Source organism: Pseudomonas fluorescens (assembly GCF_041354075.1).
GTDB classification, from domain to species: domain Bacteria; phylum Pseudomonadota; class Gammaproteobacteria; order Pseudomonadales; family Pseudomonadaceae; genus Aquipseudomonas; species Aquipseudomonas fluorescens_CE.
The window spans coordinates 25,176-39,469 of record NZ_JARZGC010000019.1 but is presented as its reverse complement, the minus strand read 5'-3'; the positions used below and the strand labels follow the sequence as shown (position 1 = coordinate 39,469).

The 14,294-nt window shown below is 61.4% G+C and carries 12 protein-coding genes; 5 read left to right on the top strand and 7 right to left on the bottom strand.

Translation table 11 applies throughout. The features are described 5' to 3' along the window. Positions 1–13 precede the first annotated feature (13 nt). The 6 genes from QIW53_RS20915 to QIW53_RS20890 all read right to left on the bottom strand — a co-directional run bounded on the left by QIW53_RS20915 (position 14) and on the right by QIW53_RS20890 (position 7,299). Positions 14–895, bottom strand: a complete 882-nt coding sequence (locus tag QIW53_RS20915) for a symmetrical bis(5'-nucleosyl)-tetraphosphatase (RefSeq protein WP_371051517.1) — start codon at positions 893–895, stop codon at positions 14–16. Then, positions 895–1,275 carry a Co2+/Mg2+ efflux protein ApaG gene (gene apaG / locus QIW53_RS20910; RefSeq protein WP_371051516.1) on the bottom strand — a complete coding sequence of 127 codons (381 nt, stop codon included), beginning with the start codon at positions 1,273–1,275 and terminating at the stop codon, positions 895–897. The genes QIW53_RS20915 and apaG overlap by 1 nt, the downstream gene beginning before the upstream one ends. Before the next feature lie 124 nt (positions 1,276–1,399). Further along, positions 1,400–2,218, bottom strand: a complete 819-nt coding sequence (gene rsmA, locus QIW53_RS20905) for a 16S rRNA (adenine(1518)-N(6)/adenine(1519)-N(6))-dimethyltransferase RsmA (RefSeq protein WP_371051515.1) — start codon at positions 2,216–2,218, stop codon at positions 1,400–1,402. After that, positions 2,215–3,204, bottom strand: coding sequence for a 4-hydroxythreonine-4-phosphate dehydrogenase PdxA (gene pdxA, locus QIW53_RS20900; protein WP_371051514.1), 990 nt, complete (start codon positions 3,202–3,204; stop codon positions 2,215–2,217). Before pdxA ends, rsmA begins: the two co-directional genes overlap by 4 nt. Beyond that, positions 3,201–4,517: a peptidylprolyl isomerase SurA gene (gene surA, locus QIW53_RS20895; protein ID WP_371051513.1), complete on the bottom strand. Its 1,317-nt coding sequence runs from the start codon at positions 4,515–4,517 to the stop codon at positions 3,201–3,203. Before surA ends, pdxA begins: the two co-directional genes overlap by 4 nt. Then, a complete protein-coding gene (locus QIW53_RS20890) occupies positions 4,498–7,299 on the bottom strand; it encodes an LPS-assembly protein LptD (RefSeq protein ID WP_371051512.1) in 2,802 nt (933 codons plus the stop codon). The genes surA and QIW53_RS20890 overlap by 20 nt, the downstream gene beginning before the upstream one ends. Positions 7,300–7,429: 130 nt before the next feature. On the opposite strand from QIW53_RS20890, the gene QIW53_RS20885 reads away from it, so the two are divergent. From QIW53_RS20885 to QIW53_RS20875, 3 genes are read left to right on the top strand one after another with little or no spacing between them, the layout of a single operon-like run. Continuing rightward, the gene (locus QIW53_RS20885; protein ID WP_371051511.1) at positions 7,430–8,449 is read left to right on the top strand and encodes an aminoglycoside phosphotransferase family protein; all 1,020 of its coding nucleotides are present in this window, start codon (positions 7,430–7,432) and stop codon (positions 8,447–8,449) included. Further along, the gene (murU, locus tag QIW53_RS20880) at positions 8,446–9,117 is read left to right on the top strand and encodes an N-acetylmuramate alpha-1-phosphate uridylyltransferase MurU (RefSeq protein WP_371051510.1); all 672 of its coding nucleotides are present in this window, start codon (positions 8,446–8,448) and stop codon (positions 9,115–9,117) included. The genes QIW53_RS20885 and murU overlap by 4 nt, the downstream gene beginning before the upstream one ends. A gap of 1 nt (position 9,118) precedes the next feature. Beyond that, complete coding sequence (locus tag QIW53_RS20875) at positions 9,119–9,886, top strand: DnaJ domain-containing protein (protein WP_371051509.1); 768 nt, start codon at positions 9,119–9,121, stop codon at positions 9,884–9,886. Positions 9,887–9,966: 80 nt separating this feature from the next. Here the strand turns inward: QIW53_RS20875 and QIW53_RS20870 are convergent, their stop codons facing one another. Continuing rightward, positions 9,967–10,941: an alpha/beta hydrolase family protein gene (locus QIW53_RS20870; RefSeq protein WP_371051508.1), complete on the bottom strand. Its 975-nt coding sequence runs from the start codon at positions 10,939–10,941 to the stop codon at positions 9,967–9,969. Positions 10,942–11,014: 73 nt separating this feature from the next. Here QIW53_RS20870 and QIW53_RS20865 point away from each other — a divergent pair, with 73 nt between their 5' ends. After that, positions 11,015–13,444, top strand: coding sequence for a PAS domain-containing sensor histidine kinase (locus QIW53_RS20865; RefSeq protein ID WP_371051507.1), 2,430 nt, complete (start codon positions 11,015–11,017; stop codon positions 13,442–13,444). 14 nt (positions 13,445–13,458) lie between these two features. Continuing rightward, positions 13,459–14,088: a response regulator gene (locus QIW53_RS20860; protein ID WP_201191885.1), complete on the top strand. Its 630-nt coding sequence runs from the start codon at positions 13,459–13,461 to the stop codon at positions 14,086–14,088. The last annotated feature ends 206 nt before the right edge of the window (positions 14,089–14,294 follow it).

The following is a 14,294-nucleotide window of genomic DNA, read 5'->3' as shown; positions in this document are numbered from 1 at the left end:
CTGAAGGCGCAGTCTAGCGCTGGGCGCCAGCTGACGTTGAGGCGGAAAGAGACGGGACGCCTGGCCGCATTGCGTGGCCGTGGTCGTCGCATTGGCATTGAATGCGCTCAAGGGTGTCGACGTTCATCAGGGTCATCGCCCCACCCCAGACGCAGCCGGTGTCGAGGGCGAAGATGCCTGGCTGGTCACTCCGGCCTTCGAGCGCAGCCCAGTGACCGAAAATGATCTTGGTGTCTCGGGTCTTGCGGTCGTCGTAGGTGAACCAGGGCGCGTAGCCGGACGGCGCGGTGTCGATGCCTTCCTTGCTCTTGAGGTCAAGCTTGCCTTCGCGGGTGCAGAACCGCATCCGGGTGAAATAATTGGTGATCACTCTCAGACGTGTCACGCCCTTGAGGTCATTGTCCCATTTCAACGGTTCGTTACCGTACATGCCGTCGAGAAAAGGGGGCAGCCGGTTGTCATCGCGCAGGACCTCCTCGACTTCCGCCGCGCACTTGAGCGCTTTGCGCAGCGACCATTGTGGAGGGATGCCGGCATGGACCAGGGCGATGTTGCGCTGTTCGTCGTAGTGCATGAGCTTTTGCTGGCGCAGCCACTCGAGTAACTCCGCGCTGTCCGGTGCCTGCAGGATCTCGCGCAGGGTGTCGGATTTTTTCAGGCGTTCGATGTTGTGCCCGGCAGCCAGCAGGTGCAGGTCGTGATTGCCGAGCACGCACACCAGCGACTCGCGGATGCCATAGAGAAAGCGCAAGGTTTCCAGCGACTGCGGGCCACGGTTGACCAGATCGCCTACTAGCCACAGCGTGTCCCGGGAAGGGTCGAAGGCGACTTGCTGGAGCAGGCATTCGAGCGGCTCAAGGCAGCCTTGCAGGTCACCGACGGCGTAGGTCGCCATCAGTGCAGCGCTCCTGGTACCGCCAAGCGGAAGGGGGCGATGATGGCATCGAAATGTTTGCCGTCATCGGCAATCATTTGATAGGTGCCTTGCATGGTACCGACCTTGGTCGTCATGACGGTGCCACTGCTGTAGGTGTGATTTGCGCCGGACTGGATCAACGGCTGCAGACCCACTACACCGGCACCCCGCACTTCCTCGACATGCCCGTCTCCGTCGGTGATCACCCAGTGGCGCGACAGCAGTTTGGCCGATAATTCGCCATTGTTGTGCACAGTGATGGTGTAGGCGAAAGCAAAGCGGTTTTGCTCGGGTTGCGATTGTTCTGCCAGATAGCGGGTGACGACGCTGACGTCGACCTGGTAACGAGGATCGGACATGCAAGGGGCCTTAAAAACTGAGCGGGACGCGGTGGCGTAGCTGATGAGATTCAGTCTAGGCCAAGTATCGGGTAGTAGACCAGACATGGAAGCTGGTGTCCTACCCGATAATGCTGGTTGTCTGTCAGTCGGCGGCAGGTTTCTGTAGGACTTGTTCGCTGAGCTTGTCGGCCAGGCGTACGAAGGCCGCCAGGTCAAGCTGCTCGGGGCGCAGGCTGCCATCGACACCGGCGGCGGTGATCTCGTCGCTGCTCAGCAACAACTTGAGGGTGTTGCGCAGGGTCTTGCGGCGCTGGTTGAAGGCTTCGCGCACGACACGCTCCAGCAACCGATGATCCTTGGCAGGGTGCGGCAGGACGGCATGCGGCACCAGCCGCACAATGGCCGAATCGACTTTTGGTGGCGGGTTGAACGCACCCGGTCCGACGTTGAACAGGTGCTCCACGCGGCAGTGATACTGAACCATGATCGACAGGCGCCCCCAGTCGCCGCCGCCAGGGCCGGCTGCGAGGCGCTCCACCACTTCCTTTTGCAGCATGAAGTGCATGTCACGAATGATCCCTGCGTTGTTCAGCAGGTGGAAGATCAGCGGCGTGGAGATGTTGTACGGCAGGTTGCCGACCACACGCAGGCTGTTCGGCGCAGCGTTGAGGCTGTTGAAGTCGAACTTCAGCGCGTCGCCCTGATGCAGGTTGAAATTGCTCTTGCCGGCGAATTGCTGGTTGAGGATCGGGATCAGGTCCTTGTCCAGCTCCACCACGTCCAGTTGCGCGCCGCTGCCCAGCAGGCCTTGGGTCAGTGCCCCCTGGCCCGGGCCGATTTCCAGCATCCGGTCTTCGGGCTTGGCATGGATGGAACGCAGGATGCGGTCGATAACGCCGGCATCGTGGAGGAAGTTCTGGCCAAAGCGTTTGCGCGCCTTGTGTTGGTAGTGCTCGGTCATAAACGGGTCTCGGCCATCTGGTAGGCGGTTTCCAGGGCGACCTGCAGGCTACCGGTGTCGATCCTGCCGCTGCCGGCCAGGTCCAGGGCGGTGCCGTGGTCGACCGAGGTGCGGATGATCGGCAAGCCGAGGGTCACATTGACGGCCGCGCCGAAGCCTTTGTATTTCAGCACGGGCAGTCCCTGGTCGTGGTACATCGCCAGCACCGCATCGCAGTGCTCCAGATATTTGGGGGTAAACAGCGTGTCGGCGGGCAGTGGACCGCGAAGGTCCATGCCTTCGCCGCGCAGGCGCTCCAGGGTAGGTTCGATGATGTCGATTTCTTCATGGCCCAGGTGACCGCCTTCGCCGGCATGCGGGTTGAGTCCGCATACCAGGATGCGTGGCCGGGCGATGCCGAATTTTTCTTGCAGGTCGGTGTGCAGAATCCGCGTCACCCGTTCCAGACGCTCCGGCGTGATGGCGTCGGCAATGTCGCGAAGGGGCAGGTGGGTGGTCACCAGGGCTACGCGCAAGCCACGCGTCGCAAGCATCATCACCACCTGTGCAGTGTGCGTCAGGTCGGCGAGAAACTCCGTGTGGCCGGAAAAGGCGATGCCCGATTCATTGATCACACCCTTGTGCACGGGCGCGGTGATCATCCCGGCAAAATGCCCGTCCAGGCATCCCTGGCCCGCGCGGGTCAGGGTTTCCAGCACAAAGGCCGCATTGGCCTTGTCGAGCTGGCCCGTCGTCACCGGCGCACCGAGGGGTGTATCCCAGACATACAGGCTGCCCGCCGGTGCGGGTGCGTCCGGCCAGTTGGCCGGTGATACCGCCAGCACATCGACAACCACACCCAGCTGCGCGGCCCGCTCCAGGAGCAGGTCACGGCTGGTGATGGCAATCAGGGGGTGTGGCTGGAGTTGCGAGGCGAGCAGCAGGCACAGGTCTGGACCTATGCCCGCTGGTTCGCCGGGTGTCAGCGCGAAACGTTGGGGTTTCACTGCGCTGCCTGGTCTGCACCAGGGAGTTTGATTTCTACGTAGGCTTCGTCACGGATCTGGCGCAGCCAGGTTTGCAGCTCTTCGTCGTATTTGCGGTTACGCAGTACGGTCATGGCTTGCTGTTCGCGGGCCTGGTTGGTGCTGTCGGTGGCGCGGCGGCCAAGGACTTCCAGAACGTGCCAGCCATACTGGGTCTGGAACGGCTTGGACAGCTGACCTTGCGGGGTCTTGGCCATCACTTCGCGGAACTCGGGCACCAGTGCATTCGGGTCGATCCAGTTCAGGTCGCCACCGTTGAGGGCCGAACCCGGGTCTTCCGAGTAGCTCTTGGCCAGTTCGGCAAAGTCTTCACCCGCTTCGATACGGCTGTAGAGCGACTGGGCCAGAGCCTTGGTTTTTGCTTCATCGCGAATCGGACTTGGCTTGACCAGGATATGACGCACGTGCACTTCGTCACGTACCTGGGTTTCGCCGCCGCGCTTGTCGAGGATCTTCAGGATGATGAAGCCGCCCGGGGTGCGCATGGGTGCGGTGATTTCACCCACGCCCATGGTGCTCAGCATGCGGTCGAACGGAGGCGGCAGTTGAGCCGCTTTACGCCAGCCCATGTCGCCACCTTCCAGTGCGGTTTCGCTGGCGGATTTGGCAATGGCCAGTTGGCCGAAGTCGGCGCCTTGCTGGAGTTGCTGGTAGACCGCGTCTGCTTGTTTGGCTGCACTCTGAATGGCGTCGGAGTTGGCGCTTTCCGGCGTCGGGATCAGGATGTTGGCCAGGCGGAACTCTTCGGACAGCTGCATCTTGCCCAGGTCGGAAGCCAGGAAGTTCTTCACTTCCTGCTCGGACACCTGGATGCGCTCGGCCACACGGCGCTGGCGCACGCGGCTGATGATCATTTCACGGCGGATCTGCTCGCGAGCGTCCTCGTAAGACAGGCCATCCCGAGACAACGCGGCACGGAACTGCTCGAGCGACATGTTATTGCGCTGGGCAATGGTGCCGACGGCCTGATTCAGCTCTTCATCGGTGATGCGGATGCCGGAGCGTTCGCCGATCTGCAATTGCAGGTTCTCGACGATCAGGCGCTCGAGCACCTGCTGATCCAGCACGCCGGCGGGCGGCACGGCAGCACCGCGCTTGGCGATGGTTTGCTGAACTTCGTGGACACGCTGGTCCAGTTGGCTCTGCATGACCACATCATTGTCGACAATGGCCACCACTTTATCGATGGACTGTACCGCGGCATTCGCTGCGGTACCCAGGAACAGCGCGCCCAGCACAAGCGGGCGCAGACAATCAGAAAGCTTGGTCTTCACGTTCACGATAACCTTGGATGCCTTTGTCGAGGAAGCTCTCTACTTTGGCGCCGGTGAGGCCGCCGAGACCTTTCAGAACGATTTGTAGGAAGACGCCGTGGTCGCCTTTTTCGTTTTCCGGGGCGTTCTGACTGAACTCGTCATAGCTGACCCAGTAACGGTTGATCAGGCGCAGTTTCCAGCAGCAGTTGTCGTACTCGAAACCACCGAAGGCTTCCAGGGTACGGTTACGGTTGTAGTCATACTGCCAGCGGCTGATGGCGTTCCATTGCGGCACGATCGGCCAGATCACCGAGAAGTCGTGCTGCTGGATCTTGTAATAGTCCTTCACGTAGCCAGGCTGGCCCGGCGTGCCGTAGTCACCACCACCCACCGACCATTGGCCAGTGTTCTGATCGTATCGGACCTGGTCATTACGGTAGCGATAGCCGGCGTTGATGACCTTGTTCGGGTTGTCTTCTGGTTGGTAGTGGAACATCGCGCTACCCGAGCGAGGGCTGCGGCTGTCCGGGTCCCAGTTGTACTCGGCGGTCGTGCGCCAGTCGCGGTTCCAGCGGTATTCGTATTCCAGCGCGTAAGGCGAAACGTCGGATTGCGAGTCTTCCCGGGTTCTTGCGTCGATACCCGGCAGTTGGACCTTGCGATCCCTGAAATACAGGGCCTGGCCAATGCTGATGCGCTGACGCTCGAAACCGTTGTCTTCGATCCAGCGGTTGGTCACGCCCAGCGACAGCTTGTTTTCGTCGCCGACGCGGTCGGCACCGGAGAAGCGGTTGTCGCGGAACAGCGATGCGTAGTTGAAGGTGTACTCACCGGTGTCGAACACCGGGATGTCAGACTGGTCTTTCTCCGGCACATAGAGATAGAACAGGCGCGGTTCCAGGGTCTGACGGTAATTTTTGCCGAACCAGGTGGTATCACGATCGAAGTACAGGCCGCTATCGACGCTGGCAATCGGCACGCCACGGTTCTGATTGCTGCTGAACGTACCGTTCAGACGGTCGCCTTCAGCACCTTGACCGGCGATGTCGGCTTTGCCCTGACCATCGAGATCCAGTTGGTATTGCGTGTACTGATACTTGAGCGATGGCTTCAGGAAGCCATACGTCCAGTTCAAAGGCAGGCTCACGCCTGGCTTGAGGTTCAGGCGATCACCATTGGCACGGGCCAGGCCGAACACGTTGGTGTCCAGACGTCGCTCCGTTGTTACGCCGTCTTCCTGTACAAAGTTGCCAGTCTTCAGATCGCGATCAAATCGCACGATTTCAGTTTCGTAGTCGAAATTCAGGCCGCTAGGGTGGACGGGCAGCTGACCGTAGAAGGTAATCTGCGGCAGACGATCATATGGCGTGACGTTCGAAACGGTCGCCAGTTGGTAAGCCTGGGCGTTCAAGCGAGCGGTGTAGCTGTCGCCACGGTAGGTCACGGAACCCTGCTGGTTGACGTAATCGTCGCTTTTCACGCCGATCTGGTCAGTCTGCAGATCCTGGAAGTAATAAGGATCGCTGATCTTGGTGTAATCGACCTGGGTCAGTACGCGCGAATCGAGGCCACCCTTGTGCTGCCAGTTGTACATGTAGCGGGTTTTTTCGTAGTCGGTCTGTTGGCTGCGTTCGGTGTCGTCGTCGTTGAGGTACGCGGCGCCGAACTGACCTTCGCTGGACTGGGTCAGGTAACGGAACTCGCCTTCCATCAACAGGCCGCGCTTGCTCATGTAGCGCGGGTACAACGTGGCATCGTAGTTCGGTGCCAGGTTGAAGTAGTAAGGGGTGACCAGCAGGAAGCCAGTGTCGCTGCCGCTGCCGATGGTCGGCGGCAGGAAGCCGGACTGGCGACGGTCGTCGATCGGGAAATAGATGTACGGCGTATACAGGACCGGAATGTCCTTGACCCGCAGTGTCACGTTGGTCGCGGTACCGAAACCGGTGGCCGGGTTCAAGGTGATGTTGTTGCCCTTGAGCTGCCAGGCGTTGCTGTTCGGTTCGCACGTGGTGTACGTACCATCCTTGAGGCGGATGATCGCGTTCTCGGCACGTTTGGCATACAGCGCGTTGCCGCGGATACGGGACTTGTGCATCACGTATTCGGCGTTGTCGACCTTGGCTTCACCGGTGTCGAGCTGCACTTCGGCGTGGTCGCCGACGATCAGGGCGCCGTTGTCGCGAATGCGCACGTTGCCGTCCAGTTCGCCACGGCTCTCGGCCTGGTAGAGGTTCGCTTCGTCGGCTTCGGCCTGCATGCTGCCCTGGCGCAGGACGACGTCGCCGGCCAGGGTGGCAATCTGCTCATCCTGCTTGTAGCGCGAGGCTTTGGCGCCGACGAAGGTCGGTGCGTCACTTTTATTCGTCTTGTCATTCATGCCAGGACGAATCGGTTCGATATAGGAACCAGAGCAGTAAGGACCGGTTTCGGCCAATTGCGCTGCAGTGAGCTTCTCGCGCGGAACCCAGTCAAGATGACTGTAGTCTTCGCTACGTGACTTGAGGCCGCGACCCTTGGACTCGGTCACCAGCACGGGCTTGGCGCCGGTTTCTTCGTCAGCGCCGGCTTGCGCCGGGGCGTCGCCACTGGAGCTGACTGCGCTGCCGTCATGGACGGGACGCGGAGGCAAGGCTGCCGCCGGCGTCTTTGGCGCACAGTCCCAGGCACCCGAAGCAGAGACTGAGCAGTCATACTGTTCCGCGGCGACCACGAACGAAGTGGCTAGGGGTTGCAGGGCCAGCAGACTGCCAGTGACCAACAACGGAAATTTTTTACGAAACGCGGGGGATTTCAATGCCATCTTATTAGTCCGGGCTTCCTGCGTGCCATCTGCCCGCGGTGTGGGCCGCACGCCTCTCGATGGTCTGAAAAAGATGCTGGATAATAAAGCATGACCCGCTTGACGGCTAGGGCCGTCGGAGACCCTTGTAATGCCTGACCAAGATGTACGTTTGCAACACCTGAAAGTTTGGCTCGATGAGCAGTTGGCAGTCCTCTTTGCCGAGCAGGGTTGGGGCGCCGTACCCCCGGCCACGTTGACTGCGGCCAGTAGTGATGCGAGTTTTCGGCGCTATTTCCGGTGGGAAGGCGCAGGTCGAAGTTTCGTCGTCATGGACGCGCCGCCCCCTCAGGAAAACTGCAAACCCTTCGTGGATATCGCCTTTTTGCTGGCGAAATCCGGAATAAATGTGCCGAAAATTTACGCCGAGGACCTCGAACGCGGGTTTCTTTTGCTCAATGACCTGGGCAACAAGACCTACCTGGACGTCATCGACAGTGAAAATGCCGACGATTTATTCACCGATGCCCTGCAGGCTCTGGTCGCTTTTCAACAACTGCCGATGGTAGCCCCACTGCCCAGCTATGATGTGGCGCTGTTGCGTCGCGAGCTGGAGTTGTTCCCGGAGTGGTTCGTGAAGCGCGAGCTGGGTATCGAATTCGATCCGGCGCAGCAGGTCCTCTGGGATAACGTCACCGAGCTGTTGATCGACAGTGCCCTGGCCCAGCCCAAGGTGCTGGTCCACCGCGACTACATGCCGCGCAACCTGATGCTCAGCGAGCCGAATCCCGGCGTGCTGGATTTCCAGGATGCCGTTTACGGCCCCGTAACCTACGACGTGACCTGCCTGTTCAAGGACGCTTTCCTCAGTTGGCCCGAAGAACGTGTACACGGCTGGCTGGAAAACTACTGGAAGCAAGCGGCGGCCCTGGGTATCCCGGTACAGCCGGATTTCGACGACTTCCTGCGGGCCAGCGACCTGATGGGGGTGCAGCGTCACCTGAAGGTCATCGGTATCTTTGCCCGTATTTGTCATCGCGACGGCAAACCACGCTACCTGGCGGACGTGCCGCGCTTCTTTGCTTATATAGACGCAGTGATCGCCCGCCGGCCCGAACTGGCTGAGCTGGACGTGTTGCTCCTCAGTCTGCGTGCCGGAGCAAATGCATGAAGGCAATGATTCTGGCTGCCGGAAAGGGGGAGCGCATGCGTCCCCTGACCCTGACGACCCCCAAGCCGCTGGTCCGCGCCAATGGCGTGCCCTTGATCGAGTATCACCTGCTCGCGCTGGCCGCCGCCGGTTTTACCGATATCGTGATCAACCATGCGTGGCTGGGCCGGCAGATTGAAGATTACCTGGGTGATGGCTCGCAATATGGCGTGAGCATCCAGTACTCGCGGGAAGGCGAACCCCTTGAAACCGGTGGCGGAATCTTTCGCGCATTGCCGTTGTTGGGAGATGACGCGTTTGTGGTGGTCAACGGCGATATCTGGACCGACTACGACTTCAGCGTGCTGCACGCGCCCATTTCCGGCCTGGCTCATCTGGTGCTGGCGGATAACCCGCGACACCATCCGGCCGGCGACTTCATGCTGGACGACGGCCAGGTTCGCGATGGCCAGCCAGGCGGGGCGACCCTGACCTACAGTGGCATCGCCGTACTGCATCCACAGCTGTTCGATGGGTGCTCGGCGGGCGCTTTCAAATTGGCACCGCTGCTGCGCAAGGCGATGGCCGAGGGGCAAGTGACAGGGGAGCGGTTGCACGGTCGCTGGGTGGATGTCGGCACCCACGAGCGTCTCGCTGAAGTCGAAACCTTGATTGAAGCGAGTCGCTGACATGCTGTGGCCAGGGACTCTGATTGGAGCCGGAGTGGGCTTTTTCGTTGCCAGCATTCCGGGGGCCATGCTTGGCGCATTATTGGGCCAGGCACTGGATCGACGCGCCCAGTTGCAGAGCTGGGCGCATTTGCGCGAAGCGCTGGGCGGGCGCTCGGTGCTGCGCAACGATGAACTGCTGTTCGTACTGCTCGGGCGGTTGGCCAAGAGCAACGGGCGGGTGCTGGATGGCCACATCCTCCAGGCCCGGCGCGAGATGCAGTCGCTGGAAATGACCGAGGCGGCGAAGCAGCGGGCCATCGCGGCATTCAATCGCGGCAAGTCCGGTCATGACCCCTTGCGCCGGTACTTGCGTCGCCTCAGCGTTCAGCCCCATGCGGCGGAAGGTGTGTTGCGGGCCTGCTGGCGCATGGTCTGGGCGGACGGTCGTGCCGGTACGGCCGAGCGCAGGCTGGTTACCCAATGGGGCAAGTGGCTCGGCTGGAAGTCATACCAGGTGCAGGCTTTGGCGGCCGATTACGAGCCGGCCAAGCGTCCGCTGGCCAACAGTTCTCAGGTTTATCAGGAGGCGCTGCAATTGCTGGGGGTAACTGCCGACACTGAGCCGGCGCAGATCAAGCGTGCGTACCGGCGCCTGCTCAGTCGTCATCACCCGGACAAAGTCGCCGGCAGCGGCGCGACAGCTTCGCAAGTGCGTGAGGCCACGGAAATGACACGAGACTTGCACAGTGCGTATACGTTGATTCGTCAGCGGCGCGATTTTCGTTAGCGCAGCGACGTAGCTGCTATCGCGACAGGCGCCCCATTGATTGAGAGCGAGCCTGTTCGCGATAGAGGCGATGCAGTGGATCAGTCCTCTGACTGGGGATTCAACCAGCCCCTGACCCGGCGCACCAACTGCTCTTGCTGGTCCTTGCTGTTGCCCGGCAACGCTTTGAGCGAGACCTGACTGAATGCAGAGGCCTTGAGTCGCTTGCTGGCCTGCAGACGCTCCAGGGCCGCGTTGCGATCCAGCGGCTTGTCCTGATAGAAGAGGTCGGCGGTCGGCAGTTTCAGCGTCGGCGTGAGTTCCGCCAGCCCGGGTTTGGCTGCGGCAGGTGCTTGAGCCGCGACCATCACGAATCTCTCGACTTGCGAAGGCTGTTTTTCGCTCAGATAGCGCGCCGCCCAATAGGCGCCGGTGCCGTGGCCAAGCAGCACAATGCTGCGTGCGCTTTGTTGCTCGGCGTAGGCAATGGCTGCATCGATGCGCGCGAAGATGCGTTCGGCATCGGCCTTGACCTGTTCATCGCTGGTCTCGACGACCGCCTTGTCGACCATGTCGGCTTCACCACCGGCCACCTGTTCGATGGGCGCGGCGGTGGTCGAGTCCTTGCTGCCGACGTCAGGGGCTTTGATCGTCGCTGGCACTTCGACCACACGAGGTGCGATGGCTTCGCTTTGCGGATCAGGCAGGGTGATACTCAGGCTGCTCCATTGGGCATCCGGCAGTTTGCGGCGTAATGGGCCGATTGCTTGCGGCCAGTCAACGGTTTCACCGGCACCCGGGATGATAATGACCGCGCCCTTGGGTTCGGCAGTATTGGCCGGCTTCCACAAGGCCAGAAACGTATCGTTGCCCGCTTGCAGTTGTTGCTGTTCCTGGGCAGGGATCTTGCGCTCGAGTGCAGTCGCTTCTTCCTGACTACGCTCAAGCAGCGGCTGACGTTCCGGCGCTTTTTCCTCGGCAACAGGTACCGGGTCGGCGGCGCTGACAGAAAAGGCACAAGGCAGGATCAACGACAGGCACAATGCTGGCAGTGCCAGGCGGTAGACAGGGGGCATCGGATATTCCAGGCCAGAAGGTATTCCGGCAGCCTAATGGGTTGGTCAGTATTTGTCAGTGTGTGAGACTTCAATGAAGCGTATTCGCTGCCTGTGGGTTATCGGCTGTTTGTGGTTTCCCTTGATGGGGTGGGCATCCTCTGTGCCACCAGCACAGGTCGCGCCATTGTCCGCCACCCAGCAACAATGGTTGGCGCAACATCGCGAGCTGCGTGTCGGCGTGGTGTTGCAGATGCCCTACGCGCAATACGATCGCCGCTTGCAGCGCTTGTCCGGAGTCAACGTCGAGCTGATGAAGTGGTTGGCCAAGGCGCTGAATGTCGAGCTGAGCTGGCGCAATTTTCCCGATCTGGCGCAACTCGAAGCCGCCACCCGCGAGGGTGAAATCGATCTCGCCCCCGGGCTGGTGCAAACCCCTGGCGGCTTGCGCCTGTGGCAGTTTTCCGATCCGTACATGCGGGTGCCGCAGTTGGTGGTCAGCGACCAGAAGGCCGCCGGTGTCGTCGAACTGGAGAAACTCGACAGCCAGACCCGCGTGGCCGTGCGCATGCCCAGCGCCACCGCCGATTATCTGCGCAGCACCTATCCGCATCTGAATCTCCAAGGTGTGCCGCTCGAGCGCCAGGCCTTGCAACTGCTGGTAAGCCAGCAGGCCAGTTACGCCGTGGTCGATGAAGCGCAACTGGGACGGCTGTCCGTCGAGCCGGACTTCGCCGCGCTGGTGGTGGTGGGCGACATTGGTTTGCCCCAGTTGTTGCGCGTGGCCACCCGCCGCGACTGGCCGGAGTTGGCCGGCATTATCGAAAGTGCGCTGCGAGCGATCCCGGGCAAGGACCTGGAGCAATTGCACAACCAATGGTTGCGGCCCAAGTATCCGCGCCTCACCGAGTCACGGGGGTTCTGGCAGAACCTCAGCCTGCTGCTGGCGGTGTTGATGTTGAGCAGCATGGCCATCGTGTTCTGGCAGCGTCGGCAGCAACTGAGCCTGGAACACCGTCTGTTGGCCGCGCGGGAAGACATCGCCCTGCGCGCCGCCAGTGAAGAGGCCTTGCGTCTCACCCAGTTTTCCATCGACCAGAGCACGGTCGGGATTCTCTGGGTCAACTGGGACAGCCACGTGCGCTACGCCAATCGTGCCGCCGAAACCATGCTGGGCTATCCGGCCGGTGGCATCATCGACCGACCGCTGATCGACCTTGAGCCCGGTCTGCACATGGACCGCTGGCTGAACTTGTGGAAGCGCGCCCGTGCCAGCGAGGAAGGACCGCTGAGTTTCGAAACCAATTGCCTGCGGGCCGATGGCAGCATGTTGCCGACCGACGTTTCGCTGAGCTTCCTGCGATTTCGTGATGGCGAATACCTGGTGGTTTACCTCAACGACGTGACCGAACGCCGTCGCGCCTTGGCCGCACTGCAGGAAAGCGAGGCGCGCCTGCAAGGCATTGCCGCCAATGTACCGGGATTGGTCTTTCGCCTGGAGCGGGCGCCGGTGACCGGGCAGATCGACTTTGCCTACATCAGTGAGGGCAGCGAAAGCCTGGTGGGTTATTCGCCGGCGACCCTGGCCCATCGTGACAAAGGTTTGCGCAGCCTGGTGTATCCGGACGACAAGGGCAGTTACCACCAGACCCAGGACCATGCGCTGGACACCGACAGCGACTGGTCGTGGCAAGGGCGGATTCTCACGCGTCAGGGTGATATGCGCTGGGCCGAGATCAAGGCCATCACCCGCCGGCTCGAGGATGGCAGTTCGGTCTGGGACGGCATTGTCTGGGACATCAGCGAGAGCAAGCGCATCGAACTGGAGCTGGCCAGCTCCCGTGAGCAGTTGCGCGAACTCTCCGCGCACCTTGAGAGCGTCCGGGAAGAGGAAAAGGCCCGAATTGCCCGGGAAGTGCATGACGAGCTGGGGCAGATGCTGACGGTGTTGAAGCTGGAAACGTCCATGTGTGAATTGGCCTACGCACAGCTCGACCCGGGCTTGAACGAGCGTTTGCACAGCATGAAACGGCTGATTGCCCAGCTGTTCCAGTTGGTGCGTGATGTCGCAACCGCGTTGCGCCCGCCGATTCTCGATGCCGGGATCGCCTCGGCCATCGAGTGGCAAGCGCGACGTTTCGAGGCGCGCACACAGATTCCGTGCCTGGTGCAGGTGCCGGAAAACCTGCCGGTGCTCAGCGACGCCAAGGCCATCGGCTTGTTTCGCATCCTCCAGGAAGCGCTGACCAATGTCATGCGTCACGCCCAGGCGCATACTGTCGAACTGACACTCACTCTCGAGGGCGACGAGTTGTGCCTGACCGTGAGCGATGATGGCGTAGGATTTGTTGCCGCAGCCGGCCGGCCAACGTCCTTTGGTCTGGTCGGCATGCGTGAGCGGGTGTTGATCATGGGGGGGCGGTTGTCGCTGGAGAGCGAGCCGGGGGAGGGCACGTCCTTGAGCGTGCGAGTGCCGCTGGATGCGGATGTCAGCGGGAGCGAGTCTGCTCGCGATCGATCTTGAATCTGGAGAAGTCTGTGATCCGTGTACTGGTAGCCGAAGACCACACCATCGTTCGCGAAGGCATCAAGCAGTTGATTGGCCTGGCCAAGGATCTGCAAGTGGTGGGGGAGGCGAGCAATGGCGAGCAGTTGCTCGAGACCTTGCGCCATGTGCCCTGTGAAGTGGTGTTGCTGGACATCTCCATGCCGGGCGTCAATGGCCTGGAGGCGATTCCGCGGATCCGCGCACTGAACAATCCGCCGGCGATCCTGGTGTTGTCGATGCACGATGAAGCGCAAATGGCGGCGCGGGCATTGAAGGTTGGCGCGGCGGGGTATGCCACCAAGGACAGTGATCCGGCGCTGCTGCTGACGGCGATTCGCAAAGTGGCGTCGGGCGGGCGCTACATCGACCCGGAGCTGGCCGACCGCATGGTCTTTGAAGTCGGTCTGACTGATTCGCGCCCCCTGCATTCGCTGTTGTCGGAGCGCGAGTTCTCGGTGTTCGAGCGCCTGGCCCAGGGCGCCAACGTCAACGACATCGCCCAGCAGTTGGCCCTGAGCAACAAAACCATCAGCACCCACAAGGCGCGGCTGATGCAGAAGCTCAACATCACTTCGCTGGCCGAGCTGGTGAAGTACGCAATGGAGCACAAGCTCCTCTAGGCATCACGGAAGACCCTGTGGGGGCGGCATGTCCATTTGCGACATGCCGCCTCAGCGCTTTTGCGTGGAACGGCGGCCTGCAACCAGGCGCGTGCCGCCGCGGTTGCCAAAACGCGCCATCCTTGTAGGGCAATCCCTACCCCCAGCCTTCCATCCGGCTGAGGCGATTCTCTCCTGCGCCCCGATTTGCGTGCTCCCCAGCGTCC

Excerpts from the sequence above, each read along its gene's own strand:
- QIW53_RS20915 (WP_371051517.1), bottom strand. The coding sequence starts at position 895 with ATGGCGACCTACGCCGTCGGTGACCTGCAAGGCTGCCTTGAGCCGCTC.
- apaG (WP_371051516.1), bottom strand. The coding sequence starts at position 1,275 with ATGTCCGATCCTCGTTACCAGGTCGACGTCAGCGTCGTCACCCGCTAT.
- rsmA (WP_371051515.1), bottom strand. The coding sequence starts at position 2,218 with ATGACCGAGCACTACCAACACAAGGCGCGCAAACGCTTTGGCCAGAAC.
- QIW53_RS20890 (WP_371051512.1), bottom strand. The coding sequence starts at position 7,299 with ATGGCATTGAAATCCCCCGCGTTTCGTAAAAAATTTCCGTTGTTGGTC.
- QIW53_RS20885 (WP_371051511.1), top strand. The coding sequence starts at position 7,430 with ATGCCTGACCAAGATGTACGTTTGCAACACCTGAAAGTTTGGCTCGAT.
- murU (WP_371051510.1), top strand. The coding sequence starts at position 8,446 with ATGAAGGCAATGATTCTGGCTGCCGGAAAGGGGGAGCGCATGCGTCCC.
- QIW53_RS20875 (WP_371051509.1), top strand. The coding sequence starts at position 9,119 with ATGCTGTGGCCAGGGACTCTGATTGGAGCCGGAGTGGGCTTTTTCGTT.
- QIW53_RS20870 (WP_371051508.1), bottom strand. The coding sequence starts at position 10,941 with ATGCCCCCTGTCTACCGCCTGGCACTGCCAGCATTGTGCCTGTCGTTG.
- QIW53_RS20865 (WP_371051507.1), top strand. The coding sequence starts at position 11,015 with ATGAAGCGTATTCGCTGCCTGTGGGTTATCGGCTGTTTGTGGTTTCCC.